The 16,086-nt window shown below is 67.4% G+C and carries 14 protein-coding genes; 11 read left to right on the forward strand and 3 right to left on the reverse strand.

Going from position 1 to position 16,086, the window contains the following annotated elements; genetic code table 11:
* Positions 1-1,607, reverse strand: a 1,607-nt coding sequence (locus RWX45_RS12400; protein ID WP_316024026.1) for a transketolase, incomplete at its 3' end; no start/stop codon positions are given.
* Between the two features lie 191 nt (positions 1,608-1,798).
* Between RWX45_RS12400 and RWX45_RS12405 the strand changes: the two genes are divergently transcribed.
* The 5 genes from RWX45_RS12405 to RWX45_RS12425 all read left to right on the forward strand — a co-directional run bounded on the left by RWX45_RS12405 (position 1,799) and on the right by RWX45_RS12425 (position 5,632).
* The gene (locus tag RWX45_RS12405) at positions 1,799-2,185 is read left to right on the forward strand and encodes a DAK2 domain-containing protein (protein WP_316024027.1); all 387 of its coding nucleotides are present in this window, start codon (positions 1,799-1,801) and stop codon (positions 2,183-2,185) included.
* Between the two features lie 64 nt (positions 2,186-2,249).
* Positions 2,250-3,308, forward strand: a complete 1,059-nt coding sequence (locus tag RWX45_RS12410; RefSeq protein ID WP_316024028.1) for an aldo/keto reductase — start codon at positions 2,250-2,252, stop codon at positions 3,306-3,308.
* A gap of 627 nt (positions 3,309-3,935) precedes the next feature.
* Positions 3,936-4,829, forward strand: coding sequence for an ATP-binding protein (locus RWX45_RS12415; RefSeq protein ID WP_316024039.1), 894 nt, complete (start codon positions 3,936-3,938; stop codon positions 4,827-4,829).
* A 258-nt stretch (positions 4,830-5,087) separates the two neighbouring features.
* Positions 5,088-5,327 (forward strand): type II toxin-antitoxin system RelE/ParE family toxin, encoded by a 240-nt coding sequence (locus tag RWX45_RS12420; RefSeq protein ID WP_316024029.1) that lies wholly within the window; start codon positions 5,088-5,090, stop codon positions 5,325-5,327.
* Positions 5,324-5,632, forward strand: coding sequence for a helix-turn-helix transcriptional regulator (locus RWX45_RS12425; RefSeq protein ID WP_316024030.1), 309 nt, complete (start codon positions 5,324-5,326; stop codon positions 5,630-5,632). The genes RWX45_RS12420 and RWX45_RS12425 overlap by 4 nt, the downstream gene beginning before the upstream one ends.
* Positions 5,633-5,979: 347 nt before the next feature.
* Here RWX45_RS12425 and RWX45_RS12430 read toward each other — a convergent pair whose 3' ends face one another.
* Positions 5,980-6,954, reverse strand: coding sequence for a sugar-binding transcriptional regulator (locus RWX45_RS12430; RefSeq protein WP_316024031.1), 975 nt, complete (start codon positions 6,952-6,954; stop codon positions 5,980-5,982).
* Positions 6,955-7,342: 388 nt separating this feature from the next.
* Between RWX45_RS12430 and RWX45_RS12435 the strand changes: the two genes are divergently transcribed.
* The 6 genes from RWX45_RS12435 to RWX45_RS12460 all read left to right on the forward strand — a co-directional run bounded on the left by RWX45_RS12435 (position 7,343) and on the right by RWX45_RS12460 (position 14,506).
* Complete coding sequence (locus RWX45_RS12435) at positions 7,343-8,368, forward strand: LacI family DNA-binding transcriptional regulator (protein ID WP_316024032.1); 1,026 nt, start codon at positions 7,343-7,345, stop codon at positions 8,366-8,368.
* Positions 8,369-8,451: 83 nt separating this feature from the next.
* The gene (locus RWX45_RS12440) at positions 8,452-9,768 is read left to right on the forward strand and encodes an ABC transporter substrate-binding protein (protein ID WP_316024033.1); all 1,317 of its coding nucleotides are present in this window, start codon (positions 8,452-8,454) and stop codon (positions 9,766-9,768) included.
* A 2-nt stretch (positions 9,769-9,770) separates the two neighbouring features.
* Positions 9,771-10,703: a sugar ABC transporter permease gene (locus RWX45_RS12445; RefSeq protein ID WP_316024034.1), complete on the forward strand. Its 933-nt coding sequence runs from the start codon at positions 9,771-9,773 to the stop codon at positions 10,701-10,703.
* Position 10,704: 1 nt separating this feature from the next.
* On the forward strand, positions 10,705-11,601 hold the full coding sequence (locus RWX45_RS12450) for a carbohydrate ABC transporter permease (RefSeq protein WP_316024035.1): 897 nt from the start codon (positions 10,705-10,707) through the stop codon (positions 11,599-11,601).
* Positions 11,602-11,612: 11 nt separating this feature from the next.
* Positions 11,613-13,850 (forward strand): alpha-xylosidase, encoded by a 2,238-nt coding sequence (yicI, locus tag RWX45_RS12455; RefSeq protein ID WP_316024036.1) that lies wholly within the window; start codon positions 11,613-11,615, stop codon positions 13,848-13,850.
* A gap of 476 nt (positions 13,851-14,326) precedes the next feature.
* Entirely contained in the window at positions 14,327-14,506 is a 180-nt protein-coding gene (locus RWX45_RS12460) for a hypothetical protein (RefSeq protein ID WP_316024037.1), read from the forward strand.
* 109 nt (positions 14,507-14,615) lie between these two features.
* On the opposite strand, the gene uxaC is transcribed toward RWX45_RS12460, so the two are convergent.
* Positions 14,616-16,086 (reverse strand): glucuronate isomerase (gene uxaC / locus RWX45_RS12465; protein ID WP_316024038.1); only part of this gene is annotated, 1,471 nt, incomplete at its 5' end.

Here is a 16,086-nt window from a genome sequence, read left to right on the forward strand (position 1 = left end):
GGGTCCTCCGGACGGCGCAGGATTTCCGCCCAGGCGGCGGCGGTTTCGTTGGCGTCGGCGGGGCGGACGACGGCGAGGCCGGGGATGGCCCGCAGCGCGGCCAGGTGCTCGACCGGCTGGTGGGTGGGGCCGTCCTCGCCTACGCCGATGGAGTCGTGGGTCCATACGAAGATGCTGCCCAGTGCCATGAGTGCTGCCAGGCGGACGGCGGGGCGCATGTAGTCGGAGAACACCATGAAGGTGCCGCCGTAGGGGCGGGTGAGGCGGTCCAGGGCGATGCCGTTGAGGATGCCGCCCATGGCGTGCTCCCGGATGCCGAAGTGGAGGGTGCGGCCGTAGGGGCCATCGCCGTCGGCCTGGGCGAGCTGGGTGGGTAGGAAGGAGGGCTCGCCGGCCATGGTGGTGTTGTTGGAGCCGGCCAGGTCCGCTGAGCCGCCCCACAGTTCGGGGGCGACCGGGGCCAGCGCGGTCAGGGTCTTGCCGGAGGCGGCGCGGGTGGCCAGGGCGTCGCCGACCTCCCACACCGGGAGCGCGGCGTCGACGTCATCGCGCACGCGGCCGGCCTGGAGGCGCTCCAGCAGTGCGGCCTGCTCGGGGGAGGCCTGCTGCCAGGCGGCGAAGCGGGCGTCCCAGTCGGCGCGGGCGGCCGCGGCGCGCTCGGCGGCGTGGGTGCGGGTGAAGGCGACCACGTCGTCGGGCAGCTGGAAGGAAGCGGTGGGATCAAGGCCGAGGGCGGTTTTGAGGCCGGCGACCTCGTCGGTGCCGAGCTTGGCGCCGTGGGAGGCTTCCGTGCCCTGCTTGGTGGGGGAGGGCCAAGCGATGATCGTGTGCAGGCGGATCATGGTGGGCCGGCTGGTTTCGGCGCGGGCTGCGGCCAGTGCCTGGTGCAGGGCCTGCAGGTCTTCGTGGTAGGTGCCGCCTGCCTTCCAATCCACGTCGAGCACTTGCCAGCCGTAGGCGGCGAAACGGGCGGAGGGGTCCTCGGTGAAGGAGATGTCGGTGTTGCCCTCGATGGAGATGTCGTTGTCGTCGTAGATGGCGATGAGGTTGCCCAGCTGGAGGGTGCCGGCCAGGGAGGCGGCCTCGGAGGTGACGCCTTCCTGCATGCAGCCGTCGCCCATGATGGTGTAGACGAAGTGGTCGAACAGGGAGTCGCCGTCGGCGGCGTCGGGTTCGAACAGGCCGTGCTCGCGGCGGGCGGCGATTGCCAGGCCGACGGCGTTGGAGAAGCCCGCTCCCAGCGGTCCGGTGGTGGTCTCGATGCCGGGGGTGTGGCCGTACTCGGGGTGGCCGGGCAGCCCGGCGGGGGAACGGAAGTGGGTGAAGCCCTCCACCGGGATGTCATAACCGGCCAGGAACAGCTGGCAATACTGCAACAAAGAAGCATGCCCGGCCGACAACACAAACCGATCCCGGCCCAACCACCCCGGATCAGCCGGGTCATGACGCAACTCATACTGATACAGCACATACGCCACCGGCGCCAACGAAATCGCAGCACCAGGATGACCCGACCCCGCCACCTCCACAGCATCAGCAGCCAAAGCCTTGGCAACGTTAATGGCCCTCAGATCGAGGTCGGTGAGCGCGAGGGGCTCGGTGGTCATGGATGAACTCCTTGTATGGCTGAGTAGCGGCGGCAGTGCGCGGTTGAGTTGTAGCTGCTGCACCGTGGCGGTGCGGCAGCGCAGCCGGACGGGGGCGGGCCCCGGTGTCCGCTGCGTCAGGCACATCTTTCCCGCACGAAGTGCTCGGGGCAAGACGGTAGGCCCACCCGGTATGCCGTTCGTTGCGACAGATGTACTTTCGCCGTAAATGTAACACGATCAGACAAAAGCTGTCGACGGTGGGTGCGGGTCGGTCGTGGTGCAGGAGCGCGGGCGTCGCCGCGATGATGGACAAGGCCGAGTCCAAGCCGGGGGAGAAGACGATCCTGGACGCGCTCGTGCCCGGGTCTCGGGAACTGGCCGAGGGGGCGCCGGCCGCCGTTGCGGGGGAGCTGCCCACCCGTGAACTCCTGCGACGCGCCGCCGAGGCGGCCGCGCAGGGCTCGGAGTCCACCCGGGAGATGGAGGCCGTGCACGGCCGGGCGGCCTACTCCGCTTCCCGGAGCATCGGCGTCCTCGACGGGGGCTCCGTCGTCGGCCGCCTCATCTTCGAGGGCGCCGCCGCCTGGGCGGCCTGAGATTGCGGCACGATCTGCGGGGTCGGGTCTTCCGCCTCGCGGATCGTCGCCGTAGCGTAGTGACATGGAATACAGGCAACTGGGAAGAAGCGGCCTACGGGTCTCCACCATCACGCTGGGCACCATGGGGTTCGGCGGCACCGGATTCGCGCGCAATGTGGGGCGCATCGACGTTGAGGGAGCCCGTCGGCAGATCGGTCTCGCCCGCGACGCGGGTGTCAACCTCTTCGATACGGCGGACATGTACTCCGCGGGACTGTCCGAGGAGATCCTGGGCAAGGCCCTCGGTTCCGATCGCGACGACGTCCTGATCGCGACCAAGGTGCGCATGGCCATGGGGGAGGGACCGAATGACGCCGGCCTGTCCCGTCACCACATCATCCGCGGTGTCGAGGCCAGTTTGCGGCGGCTGGGCACGGACCATATCGACCTCTACCAGGTGCACGAGTGGGACGGGGTCACGCCCCTGGAGGAGACACTCTCCGCGCTGGACGACCTGGTGCACGCGGGCAAGGTGCGTTATATCGGCTGCTCGAACTATGCCGCTTGGCACCTCATGAAGGCCCTGTGGACGGCCGACCGACACGGGCTGACACCGTTCGTGAGCAACCAGGTCCACTACTCGCTGCAAACCCGGGACATTGAGCACGAGATCATCCCGGCGGCGGTGGACCAGGGCATCGGCATCCTGGTGTGGAGCCCACTGGCAGGCGGCCTGCTATCGGGTAAGTACCGCCGTGGAGTGGAACCGCCCGCAGGCAGCCGCCACGTGGAGGGGTGGGGCGAACCACCGGTGTACGACCCGGAGGTCCTGTACGACATCGTGGAGGAACTCGTGGCGATCGCCGATAGCCACGGCGCCGCGCCAAGCCAAGTGGCCCTGGCCTACACGCTGACGAAACCGGGGGTGACCTCGCTCGTCGTCGGCGCGCGTACCGAGGAACAACTCACGCAGAACCTGGGTGCCGCAGAGCTGACGCTGACGCGGGAGGAACTGGACCGGTTGGACGCGATCAGCGACACCGGACTGCCGTATCCGTTCTGGCATCACCTCAACGCGGCCGACCGGCTCAGCCCCGCCGACCTGACTCTGCTGGGCCGCCACCTGCGCGCTCGCGACTGAGCGCCGTCCAGCCGGGTCGGTGCACGCCGTACCAATGGCCATGGCGATGATGGTTGCTGAGGGGTGCCGGGTCTTCTGACCGGGTCCGCCCCGGTGCTTCGTGGTTGTCGGGCGGATGAGAGACGGCGCGGGGTGACGTGGTGTGGTGACGATTCGGCACGTGAGCCGACGGTTCGTACCTTTCGGTGGACGATTCGGCACGTAGCCCGACGGTTCGGCAGCCGGGGTGCCGAACCGTCAATCGAACTGCCGAAGCGTTGCAGCCAAGTGCCGAATCGTCAGGGGAAGTGCCGAATCGTCGTCCCGAGGGAGGGTCTGGCATGCCGTCGGCAGCGGGCGTTGCTGCGCGGTGACGCCGTTGCCCTCGGCGACGGCGCCCCTCGGCCCCAATGTCGGTGAATGGCGGTGAGCACAGTGAACTCCTCTACGCTGGCGTGCCATGAGGAACGCCTTGCATGCACAGTCCCGCCCGCCCGTCACCGGCTCACCGGCTCGGGACAGCGCGTCCCGGCTTCGTGACTCCGGAACGAACTGAGCGCAGGCGCCATGCTGACGACTCTTGCCGGCCTGCACCCGGCCGTTTTGTCCCTTAGCGCGACGGCCGTGCCCGCCGCTCCGCGCAGCCCGATGCTGCTGTTCGCCGTCCTCATCCAGCCTGCTGTGCTCCTTGTCGCCTATCTGACCGGGCGCATCGCCTCCCATCTGGTGCGTCGTCGTGCCACGATCTCCACCTCCACCGCAACACTGACGGCGCTCATCGGACTGTGGGTCGGCTTCGCCGGCGGCGCCTGGCTGTTCAACGAGGACTACCTGTGGGCGCCGCGCATGTTGGCCTCGGCTGTGCTGGTGGCCATTGTCGTGGTGGGGCTGACGGCCCTGATCATCACGCGTCTCCAACATGAGCCGCCCCTGCCTCCGATTGCTGAAGTGGCGCGGCGCGGAGAGTCGGAGACGCTGGAACTGAAGTCTTCCGCACGGGTCAACCTGCACACCGGTAAACGCGATGATGCCATGGAGACGGTGGCCGCCAAGACAGTGGCTGCTTTCCTCAACTCCCGCGGCGGCACGCTGCTGCTGGGCGTCGACGACGATGGACGGCTGATCGGTCTGGAACCGGACTACGCCACCCTGCGCCAGCCGGACTCTGATCGCTTCGAGCTGTTCCTGCGCAGCTTGTGGCGGGTGCGGCTGGGGACGAATGCTGCAGCCCTGCCCAGAATCGACTTCGCGTCGGCCACCGATGGGGATGGCCAGGTGTGCCGGGTGACGGTGCCGCCCTCGCCGACCCCGGTCTACCTCAAGGGGCCCAAGGGGAACGGGGGCACCGAGCTGTGGGTGCGGGTGGGCAACTCCACCCAGCGCCTGGAGGTGGACGACGCGGTCGCTTATATCGCTCGCCGCTGGCCGCATGAGGTGCGTCCGAGCCTGCGCGCACGCGTGGGCGCTTACTTGCTCTACCACCGCAAGCGCACCGGGTCCCTGCCGCAGAGTGCGGAGGCGACGGAGCGCCAGCCGCAGTGAGAAACGGCGCACAGGCCCCCGGCTGGGTCATGCTGACCGAGATCGTGCACCCATATGTTGCCTATGTTGCCAACCGTCATGGGAGCGTGTGATATCCTCTTTGAAGGATATCCTCTATTCGTGATATACTTCTCCGGTGCGGTGGGTCATTGAGATGTCTGAGGAGGTGTGCGCTTGGTATGTAGCGCTCAGTCCTGCAGGAAAGGCCTCTGCTGGCCGAGCCTTGGAACGGCTTGCTGTTCGGGGTAAATGCTTCGCATGCCTCACTCCCGGCCGCTCGGTGGCGGTCTGTATGAGCTGCGGTTCTCTTGTGAGAACGTAAACCGCCGTATCACTTACGTGTTTGACATGGGGCGCAGAGTCGTGACGCTGACTACGTTCCGTAAACAGCGTTCGAATGAACGTGTGGAAGTTGCCCGGGCAAGACGCGCGCAAGCCGCGCTCGAGTCAAGTCGTGGTGTCACCGACATTGTTGAGAGGAAAAGGAGAGGAAAATGAGCGGCGCGTTTGTGACCATGCGATGGGAAGAGCTGAGAGACGAGTCTTTGGCTCAGATGACTGATGCGGAGCGAGCCGAGTATGAGGCGGCGTCCGTTGAGGCGGAGGCTCGCTTGCAGCTTGCTGAGATGGTGTATGAGGCTCGTACTGCCGCTGGCCTGTCGCAGGCGGAGCTGGCCCGGCGGGCTGGCACCCGGCAGTCTGTTATATCCGCCATTGAGAACGGCGCACAGGCCCCGGGCGGGGTCATGCTGGCCCGGATCGCCCGTGCGCTTGGCGGAACGCTCAGCATCGTCGCAGCTTGAGCCGGGTCGGGTGCGACTCGAGCGCCTCGGATGACGGTGCTGCATACTTCGGATCAGAGATCTGCGGTGGAATTGGCGGAATCGTGCGGTTCTCCCTTCCGGGGGTGAGGCGGTTGTCAGGCTCCGGTGTGCGTCGAGCGCCCCGTTGCACACGGGAGCCCTACCGCGTAACTTCGACACAACGGCGAAAGCCGCGTTATTTCACCGAAAAGTACGGATAACTGTGGCGCGTGCGCTGGGCCGTTGTGTGCAACGGCCGGAATTACGTTCGCTGCCGCACGGGACTCGCGGCTTCGGCTCGACGTCGTGTTGTGCCTTCAGCGAGAATCTCTCTCCCCTGAAGGTGGCTATTCCTGTGACGGCGTGTGAAGGCTGTCGAGAATCGACAGTGCCGTCTGGTAGTCGGTGGCCAGCGCGCTCAAAATGCCGCCGCGCACGGCGCCGACGATGGCCTCCACCTTGTCCTCGCCGCCGGCCACGCCGATGACCAGCGGAATCTGCCGCAGCTCTTCCAGCGGCAGTGCGAGGGTACGCGGCGTCAGCGGTGTGGGCACGGGTCTGCCGGCGGCATCATAGTGGTGGTCGAGGATGTGCCCGACGGCGCCGCCCTCCCGGATCGCCTCACGGACGTCGGCGGTCAGGTACTCGGCCAGAATGTTGCCGGCGCCCTTGGCTTCGACACCCGCTACTCCGACCAGTGCGACGTCGGCCCGGGCGGCAAGGGCCAGCGTGGTGGCCACTTTCTCCTCCCGCATGAGCGGGCGCAGTAGCGTGGGGTCGTCCACGATGAGCGGCACCGGCATACGGGAAACCTTGGCTCCCAGCTGCGAGGCGATGCGGGTGCAGATCGTGGGCGCATCGCGGCCCCACGCCGGCACCCCACCCGGGATGGAACCGAGGAGTTGAACGATAGTGCAGTCAACCCTCGGTATCTGCGGCACCTGTTGCGCTGTGGCCTGGACGGTGCGTCCGTTGCCGACCGCGATCACCTGCCCGTTTGAGATGGAGTCGACCAGCAGCTGCGAGCCGGCCCTCCCGATGGCGCCGATGATGTCGGAGCCATCGACCTCGGTAACTCTGACGGTCTTAAGCGGCAGCGCCTCGCGCAGCCGCTTTTCCACCGACAGGATGTGCTCCAACGGGTGGGAGATCGAGATCCGCACGATGCCCCGGTTGCGTGCCCGGGTTAGCAGCCGGGAGACACTGGGGCGCGAGTAACCGATTTCCCGGGCGATCTCGGCCTGGGTGCGGTGCTCCTCGTAGTACAGGCGCGCCACCCGCAGCAGCAGCTCGACGTCGCCCCGTGCGCTGTCCTCGCCCACGGCGGCCATGCTACGGCAGCGGGCCGAGCTGCCGTAGGGGGATCGCAGCGAACGGCGTCGACAGGGCACGTCTGCCGCGACGGTGGACACACAAGCACCGGGCTGCAGGTGCCATGAGTCGAAATTTTCGATGTTTCCCCGCTGGAGTTGACCCCTGTGGTTGTGACGGCTCACACTTATCGAAGCGCTTAGACGAAGCGTTTCGATCCGAGGTGTTCGGCGGGACTCGGCATCGTTGCTCAGCGGGGCTCGGCGTCAAGGTTCTGCGGCTGGGTTCGGCAACGGTTATCGAGCCCGGTACGGCCCAGACAGTTTCAATCCAGCAGTTTCTACCCAGCCGGTTCAGAGATGAACCGGCGCCGGGATGCACGCACGAAGGAGGCATGCCATGGCCACCATGCAGGACGTCGCCCGACGGGCGCATGTTGCCGTCTCCACCGTCTCCTACGCCCTATCCGGTGCTCGCCCGGTGGCGCCGGAGACGGCCCGTCGCATCCGCGCCGCCATGGCGGAGCTCAACTACCAGCCCAACGCCATGGCCCGGGGTCTGGCCAGTCGCCGCTCCCACACCCTGGCCATGACCTTCCCCAACTTCGATACCGCCATGGGGGAGACCGTCTTCGAGATCGTCCGTGGCGCGCAGCACGAGGCCGCCCGCCACGGCTACAACCTCGCTGTCTGGCCGCTGGACGAGGCCGAGGCGGGCTCCGAGCTCGTGGCCCTGGTGCGGCAGGGCAAGGCCGACGGCGTTCTGCTCGTGGAGGTCGAGGTAGAAGACCCACGCGTCGCCGCTCTCAAGGCCGCAGGCTTGCCCTTCGTCATGGTGGGCCGTACCGCCGACCCGACGGACCTGGCCTACGTGGACATCGACTTCGAGCGCACCGTCGACGACGCCGTCGCCGAGCTGTACCGTCGCGGTCATCGCCGCATTGCCTTCGTCGGTCGCCCCGCCGCCCAGGCCAAGGCCGGTTACGGCCCGGCCATCCGGAGCAGACAGGGGTACCTGCAGGCGATGGAACAGCGTTCGCTCACCCCGCTCGCCTTCGCCTGCGATGCCAACCCGCATGCGGGACAGGCGCTCGCCCGCGCGCTGGTCGAGCGCGAGCAGCGCCCCACGGGTGTCCTCGTCATGAACGACATGGCCGCACTCGGGCTCTTGGCCGGGCTGCAGGCCCTGGGACTGCGGGTCCCGCAGGACATCTCCGTCGTCGGCGCGGTCTCATCTCCCACACTCGGGGCGATGACGGTCCCCGCGCTCACGACGACGCACGCGCCCGGGGAGCGTATGGGCGCCTTCGCGGCCCGCGCCCTTCTCGCCATCCTCGACCAGCAGCTCGACCCTGCCGACTGCCACCAGTTGGTCACCTGCGCCGTCGTCGACGGCGACAGCCTCGGGCCGGCCCCCGGCTGCTAAATCCCCCATCGTCTCGGATCAACGGATCCGGGAATCCCACCACCCCCTCCCTTGCGGGAGGCTCAACGAAGAGGAACACCACCATGAAGCGCAGGAACTTCAACGCCCTTCTGGCCGCCGCTGCCGCCACCGGTCTGCTCGGCCCGACTCTGGCCGGATGCGGCTCGTCCTCGAGCTCATCGGGCAAGGGCTCGGACACCTTCATCATCTGGGACTACGAGTCCGACGACTCCGCCATGGGACAGGCCTGGGCCCGGGCGGTAGAGATCTTCAAAGAGCAGCACCCCGAGGTCACCGTCAAGATTGAGGAGCAGACCTTCGAACAGCTGCAGAAGAACGCCAAGATCGTGCTCACCGGCAACGAGGTCCCGGACATCATGGAGTACAACAAGGGCAACTCCACCTCCGGGCAGCTCGCCTCCCAGGGGCTCCTCGAACCACTGACCGAGCAGGCCACCGAGCGCGGCTGGGACTCCAAGCTGGCCGCCTCGCTGCAAACCACCGCCCGCTACACCGAGGATGGGCTCATGGGCGACGGCGACTGGTACGGAGTGCCCAACTACGGCGAGTATGTCTTCGTCTACTACAACCAGGACATGTTCGACGCGGCGGGGTTGAGCGTGCCCACCACCCTGGAGGAGTTCGAGGCCGTGTGCGACGCCTTCGTGGCCGCCGGGCAGGTGCCGCTGGCCGAGGCAGGCTCGGAGTACCCCATGGGGCAGCTGTGGTACCAGCTCATCCTCGCCCACGCCGACCGCTCCTTCGTCAACGCCTACCAGCTGTTCGAAAGCGACGTTGACTGGACCTCCGGACCGGTGAAGCAGGGCACCGACAAACTCGTGGAGTGGATCGACAAGGGCTACGTCGCCTCCGACTCGGCCGGGCTGACCGCGGAGGACGCCGGCACCGCCTTCATCAACGGCACCTACCCGATGTTCGTCTCCGGATCCTGGTGGTTCGGGCGGATCGTCGGCGACATGGCAGAGACGAACTGGGACCAGTTCCTCTTCCCCGGCGCCGATCTATTCCCCGGATCCTCCGGGAACCTCTGGGTGGTGCCCACCAACGCCAAGAACAAGGAACTCGCCTACGACTTCATCGACATCACCCTGTCCGACGAGGTCCAGGCCATCCTGGGGGAGAAGGGCGGACTGCCCGTATCCGGCGACCCCTCGACCATCGAGGACGACAAGACCCGCACCATGACGGAGAACTTCGCCCAGATCAACGAGCGCGACGGGCTCGCCTTCTACCCCGACTGGCCGGTGGCCGGTTTCTACGACCAAATCACCTCCGCCATGCAGTCCCTCATCAACGGCTCCAAGTCCGGCGAGCAGGTCCTCGCCGAGCTGCAGGCCGCCTATGAGGAGGGCAAGGCCGAGATCGTCGTCGAGGACTGAGCGTGCGCAACGGAAGAATCCGGACGGCGCGGCGCAGGTCCCGGTCCCTGGCCTACCTGCCCTATCTGCTGCCCGGCATCGTCGCCTTCACCGCCATCATCCTGGTGCCGCTGGCGCTCAACATCTGGTACTCCCTGCACCGGTGGAAGGGCGGTATGTCGCCCATGCGCTTCATCGGCCTGGGCAACTACGCCGAGTTGCTCAAGGACGAGAAGTTCTGGGCCTCCTTCAGCAACTCGATGGCGATGATCGTCGCCATGGTCATCATCCCGACCCTCATCGGCCTGGTGCTGGCAGCGGTGCTGTTCGACTACGTCGGCAAGCACTTCAACTCGCGCACTGCGGCGGCGCTGCGCGCCATGTACTACCTGCCGCAGATCCTGCCGATCTCGGTGGCGGGCATTGTGTGGAACTGGATCCTCAACTCCCAGACGGGCGCCATTAACACCATGCTGCGGAGCATCGGCGTCGATAACCCGCCGAACTGGCTGGGATCGACGTCGACGGCGCTGGGCTCGGTCATGTTCGTGCTCATCTGGATCCAGATCGGTTACCCCACCGTCATCTTTATGTCGGCGCTGCAACGGGTGGACCCGGAGCTGTACGAGGCCGCCGAGCTCGACGGCGCGGGCTGGCTGGCCCGGTTCCGCGCCATCACCGTTCCGCAGATCCGGCCGGAGACCTTCGTCATCGTGCTCACCTGTACCATTGCGGCTCTCAAGGTCTTCGCGCCCATCTACGTGCTCACTCGCGGCGGGCCGGAGAGCTCCACCCTGGTGCCGAGCTACTACTCGTATCTCAACTTCTTCGACAAGTCCAAGGTCGGCTATGGGGCGGCGATCTCAACCGTGCTCACGGTGGTCATCATCGTCATCGCAGGCGTCATCCAGATCTTCCAGAACCGTAGCGCGCGCCGGGATGAGGAGGGCCGCTGACATGAGCACATCTACATCCGCGCCATCGCCCGCGACGTCTGCGCGCTTGACCGACGCTCGTAGGAAGGACCGCTTCCACCGCGGGGCGGGCCGGTGGGTGGTACTCGCCGTCGTCGGCCTGTTCGCCCTGTTGATGGTCTCCCCGTTCCTGCTCATGGTCATCAACGCCTTCAAGTCCCCGGCCGACTACTCGGGCGGCAGCCCGCTGTCACTGCCCAAGGAGATCTACACCGACGGCCTGGCCTACTTCTGGCAGCGGGTCAACTTTCCCGTCAAGCTGTGGAACTCGGTGTGGACCTCCGCGGTCGTGGCCGTGGCCGGCGCCCTGCTGTCCCTGCTCAACGCCTACGCCATCGGTGTGGGGCGGGTGCGCGGGCGCGCTTGGATCGTCGCCGTGTTCATGATCGCCAACATGCTGCCGCAGGAGGGCCTCATCTACCCCCTGTTCACCATGGCGCAGCGGGTCGGCCTCACGGACAACCCCTGGTCGATCGTCATCATCTTCACGGTCATTCAGTCGGCCTTCGGCACCTACCTGCTGGCCTCCGTGCTGGGAACCTTCCCGCGCGCCCTGCTGGAGGCGGCCGAACTCGACGGCGCCAGCCGCTGGCAGATCCTGTGGAAGGTGGTGTATCCGATCGTGAGGCCCACCCTGAGTGTGCTCATGATCTTCTTCTTCATCTGGACCTGGAACGAGTTCTTCATTCCGCTGGTCATGCTCACCAGCAATGACAACCAGACGGTGCCGATTGCCCTGTCCAGTCTGCAGGGCGACCGCATGCTCGACGTGCCCACCCTCAACGCCGGCGCACTAGTCTCGCTCATTCCGACGTTCCTGTTCTTCCTGTTCTTCCAGCGCACGCTGACCCGGGGCGTGACCGCCGGGGCAGTTAAGTAAAGGAGCCCGCCATGAAGTTCTCCAACGGTTACTGGCTCGATCGCGAGGGCTACGCCGTCCACAAGGCCCGCGGTCTGCTCGACCTCACGGTCGATACCGCCGGCGCCGTCCACGCATACGCCCCCGTGCGTCCCGTCGCCACCCGCGGCGACACCCTCAACGTCGGCCTCATCTCCGCCACCTTCAACGCCGTGGCCGACGGCGTCATCAAGGTTGAGCTCGTCCACCACCGGGGCAGGCGCGACCGCGGCCCCCATTTCGACGTCGTCGTGCCCGCCGACTACCGGGGCGAGGTCGAGCGCACGGATGGAAGCGTCACCCTGCGGGCCGGGTCCCTGGCGGTGACGCTGCGGGAGGGCGCCGACTGGACGGCCGAGTTCTCCTCCGGTGGCCGGGCGCTGACGGCGAGCCTGCCCCGCGCGCTCGCCCATGTCGTCGGCCCCGACGGCACCACCTACATGCGTGAGCAGCTTTCGCTGCGGCCCGGGGAACGCGTCTATGGGCTGGGGGAGCGCTTCGGGGCGTTCACCAAGAACGGGCAGCGGGTGGACATCTGGAACGAGGATGGTGGCACCGCCTCCGAGCAGGCCTACAAGAACATCCCCTTCTACCTCACCAGCTCAGGCTACGGCGTATTCGTGGCCGAAACTGGCGGCGTCTCCTTCGAGGTCGGCAGTGAGGCCGTCGCCCGCACCCAGTTCTCCGTCGAGGGTGAGCGGCTCACCTACTACCTCATTGACGGTCCCACGCCCAAGGACGTGCTGCGGCGTTACACGGCCCTGACCGGCCGCGCCCCGATGGTCCCCACCTGGTCCTTCGGACTGTGGCTGACCACTTCCTTCACCACCGACTATGACGAGCGCACCGTCATGTCATTCATCGATGGGATGGCCGAGCGGAACCTGCCGCTGAGCGTCTTCCACTTCGACACCTTCTGGATGCGTGGCTTCCACTGGTGTGACTTCGTGTGGGACCCCGCCACCTTCCCCGACCCGGCCGGAATGCTGGCCCGCATCAAGGAGCGGGGTCTGCGCGTATGCGTGTGGATCAACCCCTATATCGCCCAGCGCTCCGCCCTGTTCGAGGAGGGAGCCGCCCGCGGCTACTTGGTGCGCACTGTGGACGGCGATGTGTGGCAGACCGACCTGTGGCAGGCGGGCATGGCCCTGGTGGACTTCACTAACCCGGAGGCGGCCGCCTGGTACCGGGACAAGTTGGCCGCCCTGCTGGAGATGGGCGTGGACTGCTTCAAGACGGACTTCGGAGAGCGGATCCCGGTGACTGGCATCTCCTGGCACGATGGCTCCGACCCGGAGAAGATGCACAACTACTACACGCACCTGTACAACCGCACCGTCTTCGACCTGCTGCGGGAGCGCCGCGGGGAGGGGGAGGCGATCGTCTTCGCCCGCTCGGCTACGGCCGGCGGCCAGCAATTCCCGGTCCACTGGGGCGGGGACAACGAGTCGACCTACGCCTCGCTGGGAGAGACCCTGCGCGGGGGCCTGTCGCTGACCTCCTCCGGGTTCGCCTATTGGAGCCACGACATCGGCGGATTCGAGGGCACCCCGGACCCCTCGGTGTTCAAGCGGTGGCTGGCCTTCGGGCTGCTCTCCTCCCACGCCCGCCTGCACGGCTCGAACTCGGTGCGCGTGCCCTGGGCCTTCGATGAGGAAGCGGTGGAGATCGCCCGCCGCTTCATCACGCTGCGGCTGTCCCTCATGCCCTACCTGTACCGGCTGGCCGAACAGGCCCACGCGACGGGCACGCCCATGATGCGGTCGATGTTCCTGGAGTTCCCGGACGACCCCGGCGCGCGCGACGTCGACACCCAGTACATGCTCGGGGAGGCCCTGCTGGTGGCCCCGGTTATGGACGCCGACGACGAGGTGGACGTCTACCTGCCCGAGGGCACCTGGACCTCCTGGTGGGACGGGAGCACGGTGACCGGGCCGCGCTGGGTGCATGAACGCCACGGCCTGGACTCCCTGCCCCTGTACGTGCGCCAGGGCAGTGTGGTGCCGGTGACAGGAGCGACCGCCGATCCGCAGGCCGATTGGGCCGCCGATCTCACGCTGCGCTGCTTCGGCCTGGTCGACGGCGACGAGCGGGAGGTGGTGGTGCCCGCGCATGACGGCTACCGGGCGGCCGCCTTCCGGGTGACCTGCGCGGACGGGGGAGTAAGCGTTCAGGCAGACGGCGCTCGCGGCTCCTGGGCGCTGGAGGTGGACGGCCGCCGGGTTGAGTGAGGCCAGCACCGGGCCCGCTGTGACCGCCCGCTGGCTTTGGTCGACCCCTTCCGGAGAAATGTCAAAATCCCTGACAAACGGGCGTGCAGCGCGTCGGACCGTTTCGAAAAAACCGCGGAATCAAGCCGTTTCTCCTCGCGCCTCATGGGCGGCCGACGACGTTTGTCAGGGATTGTGACAGTTTCGCCCGCTTGTGGTGCCTGCGGGCGGCGTGAGCCTCGGCGTACGCAATGCCCACGGGACTGGGGTCCTGCCCGCGGTTGTCGACATGTTGCCGGCTCATGGGGAACAAGCACGTCACAGCGGACCAGGCCAGGGATCGGCAGGACTTCTCCGGTCTCAAGTGCCCGCTCGCTGGCGTCATGAACACGTGTTTGTCCCAAAGACACGAGTTTTGGAGCTTTGCACTGTTTTAGCACCTGCATATCTCCAGAACTCGTGTTCGCGACGCAAAGTCGTGTTCGTGGGCCGAAGTCGTGTGCGTCGTCGTCGACCTTGCCCGCAGCCTGTCCACCTGGACGCTCTCGGCCGCCCACGGCAGGGACCCCGCCTGTGACCCGTCGGAGGCCGGGACGCGGATCGGCTGCTTACGTCTCGGCGAGGCGCTGACACTCGGGCGTGACAACGCCGTCGTGGTGCGGGTTCCGCGTCGTTGACCCTGCGTGCGGAGAGCGGAGATGCGGGAGCGAGGCCTCGAAACCCCGGCGTTCCAAACTCAGCAAATGCCGTGAGGTTGATGGCGCTACGCGGTGGTCTGGATGCGGCTCAGTCGAGTTTGAAGGCGCGGCGGGGGATGACGCCCACCAGGTCGCGCGCGACCTGGACGGCCTCGTCCATGCCGAGCCGGTGCTCGGCCACCAGTCGCGCCAGGAATGCCGAGTCGCAGCGGCGCGCAATGCCGTGGCGGGCCGGAATCGAGCAGAACGCCCGGGTGTCGTCGATGAACCCGGAGGTCTTGTAGAAGGTCGCCGAGCCCGTCGTCGCCTCGCGGAAACGCACAATGGCGTCGGGCTCGTCGATGAACCACCATGGCACCCCCACGTACACGGCCCGGTACCAGCCCGCCAGCGGCGCCAGCTCGCGGGAGTAGACCGTCTCATCGATGGTGAAGGGGATGAGGTGGAAGCCGTCGGCGTTGCCGTAGGCGTCCAGCAGCGGTTGGAGCGCCCGCGTGAACTCCACCGCCATGGGAATGTCCCCGCCGACGTCGGCCCCGTATCGGCTCATCGCGCCGGTGTCGTGGTTGCGGTAGACGGCCGGGTGCAGGGTCATGACCAGCCCGTCGTCAACCGCCAGCCGCGCCTGGTCGTTCACCATGTGCCGCCGCAGCCGGGCGCCGTCGACGGCGTCGATGCGGCCCGCCAGTGCCCGGGCGTACAGCGTCTCCGCTTCGGCATCGGACAGGCGTTCGGTGCCGGCGTCGGCGTGGGAGTGGTCGGAGGAGACCGCGCCGTTGTCCTTGAAGAAGGCCCGCCGCTTCCGCATGGCCGCGACGTGCCCGGCGTAGGTGGACACGTCCTGGTCGGCGGCCTCGCCCAGCTTCTCGGTCAGCTCCCGCCACCCCGGCCGGGCCGGCTCCAGGTAGGCGTCGGGCCGGAAGGTGGGGATGACCCGGCCCGTCCAGGTCGGATCGGAGGCCAGAGCGCGGTGGGCCGCCAGATCCGAGCAGGGGTCGTCCGTGGTCGCCAGCACCGCGATGTTGAAGCGCCGAAACAGGGAACGCGCCGAGAACTCCGGAGTGTGCAGGGCGGCGTCAATCTCATCGTAGATGGCGTCGGCGCTCTGGGCCGAGGGCCGCATCTCCACCCCGAAGACGTCGTGGAAGACCTCAGTGAACCAGGTCTGCACCGGCGTTCCGGCCAGCAGGTGCCAGTGCTCGCACAGCAGCCGGAACGCCGCCCGGGAAGCATCTGCGCTCAATGGTCTCCCCACCGGCACACCCAACCGTTCCAATTCGATCCCGCCCAGGGAATGCAGCAGCCGGTTGGTGTAGTGGTCGGGCGTGAGCAGCAGGCTGGTCGGGTCGGCGAAGCGGATGTCATCGGCCAGCCATTCGGGCGGGACGTGCCCGTGAGGGGAGATGATGGGCGCGTCGGCCACCTCGGCCAGCAGCTCGCGGGCCACACCGCGTGCGGCGGGGTCGGCGGGCAACAGCCGGTCCGGATCGAGCGTGAGCGGCTGGGCTGCGGGCTGGTGGGACACGGTGGGGCTCCTTGCGGTCAGTGGTGGGGTCGGG

Source organism: Actinomyces sp. MRS3W, assembly GCF_032465695.1.
Classification (GTDB): Bacteria; Actinomycetota; Actinomycetes; order Actinomycetales; family Actinomycetaceae; genus Actinomyces.

What these genes read in the sequence shown, in the direction of transcription:
- RWX45_RS12450 (WP_316024035.1), top strand. Translation starts at nt 10,705, where the DNA reads ATGAGCACATCTACATCCGCGCCATCGCCCGCGACGTCTGCGCGCTTG.
- RWX45_RS12440 (WP_316024033.1), top strand. Translation starts at nt 8,452, where the DNA reads ATGAAGCGCAGGAACTTCAACGCCCTTCTGGCCGCCGCTGCCGCCACC.
- RWX45_RS12420 (WP_316024029.1), top strand. Translation starts at nt 5,088, where the DNA reads ATGCCTCACTCCCGGCCGCTCGGTGGCGGTCTGTATGAGCTGCGGTTC.
- RWX45_RS12425 (WP_316024030.1), top strand. Translation starts at nt 5,324, where the DNA reads ATGAGCGGCGCGTTTGTGACCATGCGATGGGAAGAGCTGAGAGACGAG.
- RWX45_RS12415 (WP_316024039.1), top strand. Translation starts at nt 3,936, where the DNA reads ATGCTGCTGTTCGCCGTCCTCATCCAGCCTGCTGTGCTCCTTGTCGCC.
- RWX45_RS12435 (WP_316024032.1), top strand. Translation starts at nt 7,343, where the DNA reads ATGGCCACCATGCAGGACGTCGCCCGACGGGCGCATGTTGCCGTCTCC.
- RWX45_RS12410 (WP_316024028.1), top strand. Translation starts at nt 2,250, where the DNA reads ATGGAATACAGGCAACTGGGAAGAAGCGGCCTACGGGTCTCCACCATC.
- yicI (WP_316024036.1), top strand. Translation starts at nt 11,613, where the DNA reads ATGAAGTTCTCCAACGGTTACTGGCTCGATCGCGAGGGCTACGCCGTC.
- RWX45_RS12405 (WP_316024027.1), top strand. Translation starts at nt 1,799, where the DNA reads ATGTACTTTCGCCGTAAATGTAACACGATCAGACAAAAGCTGTCGACG.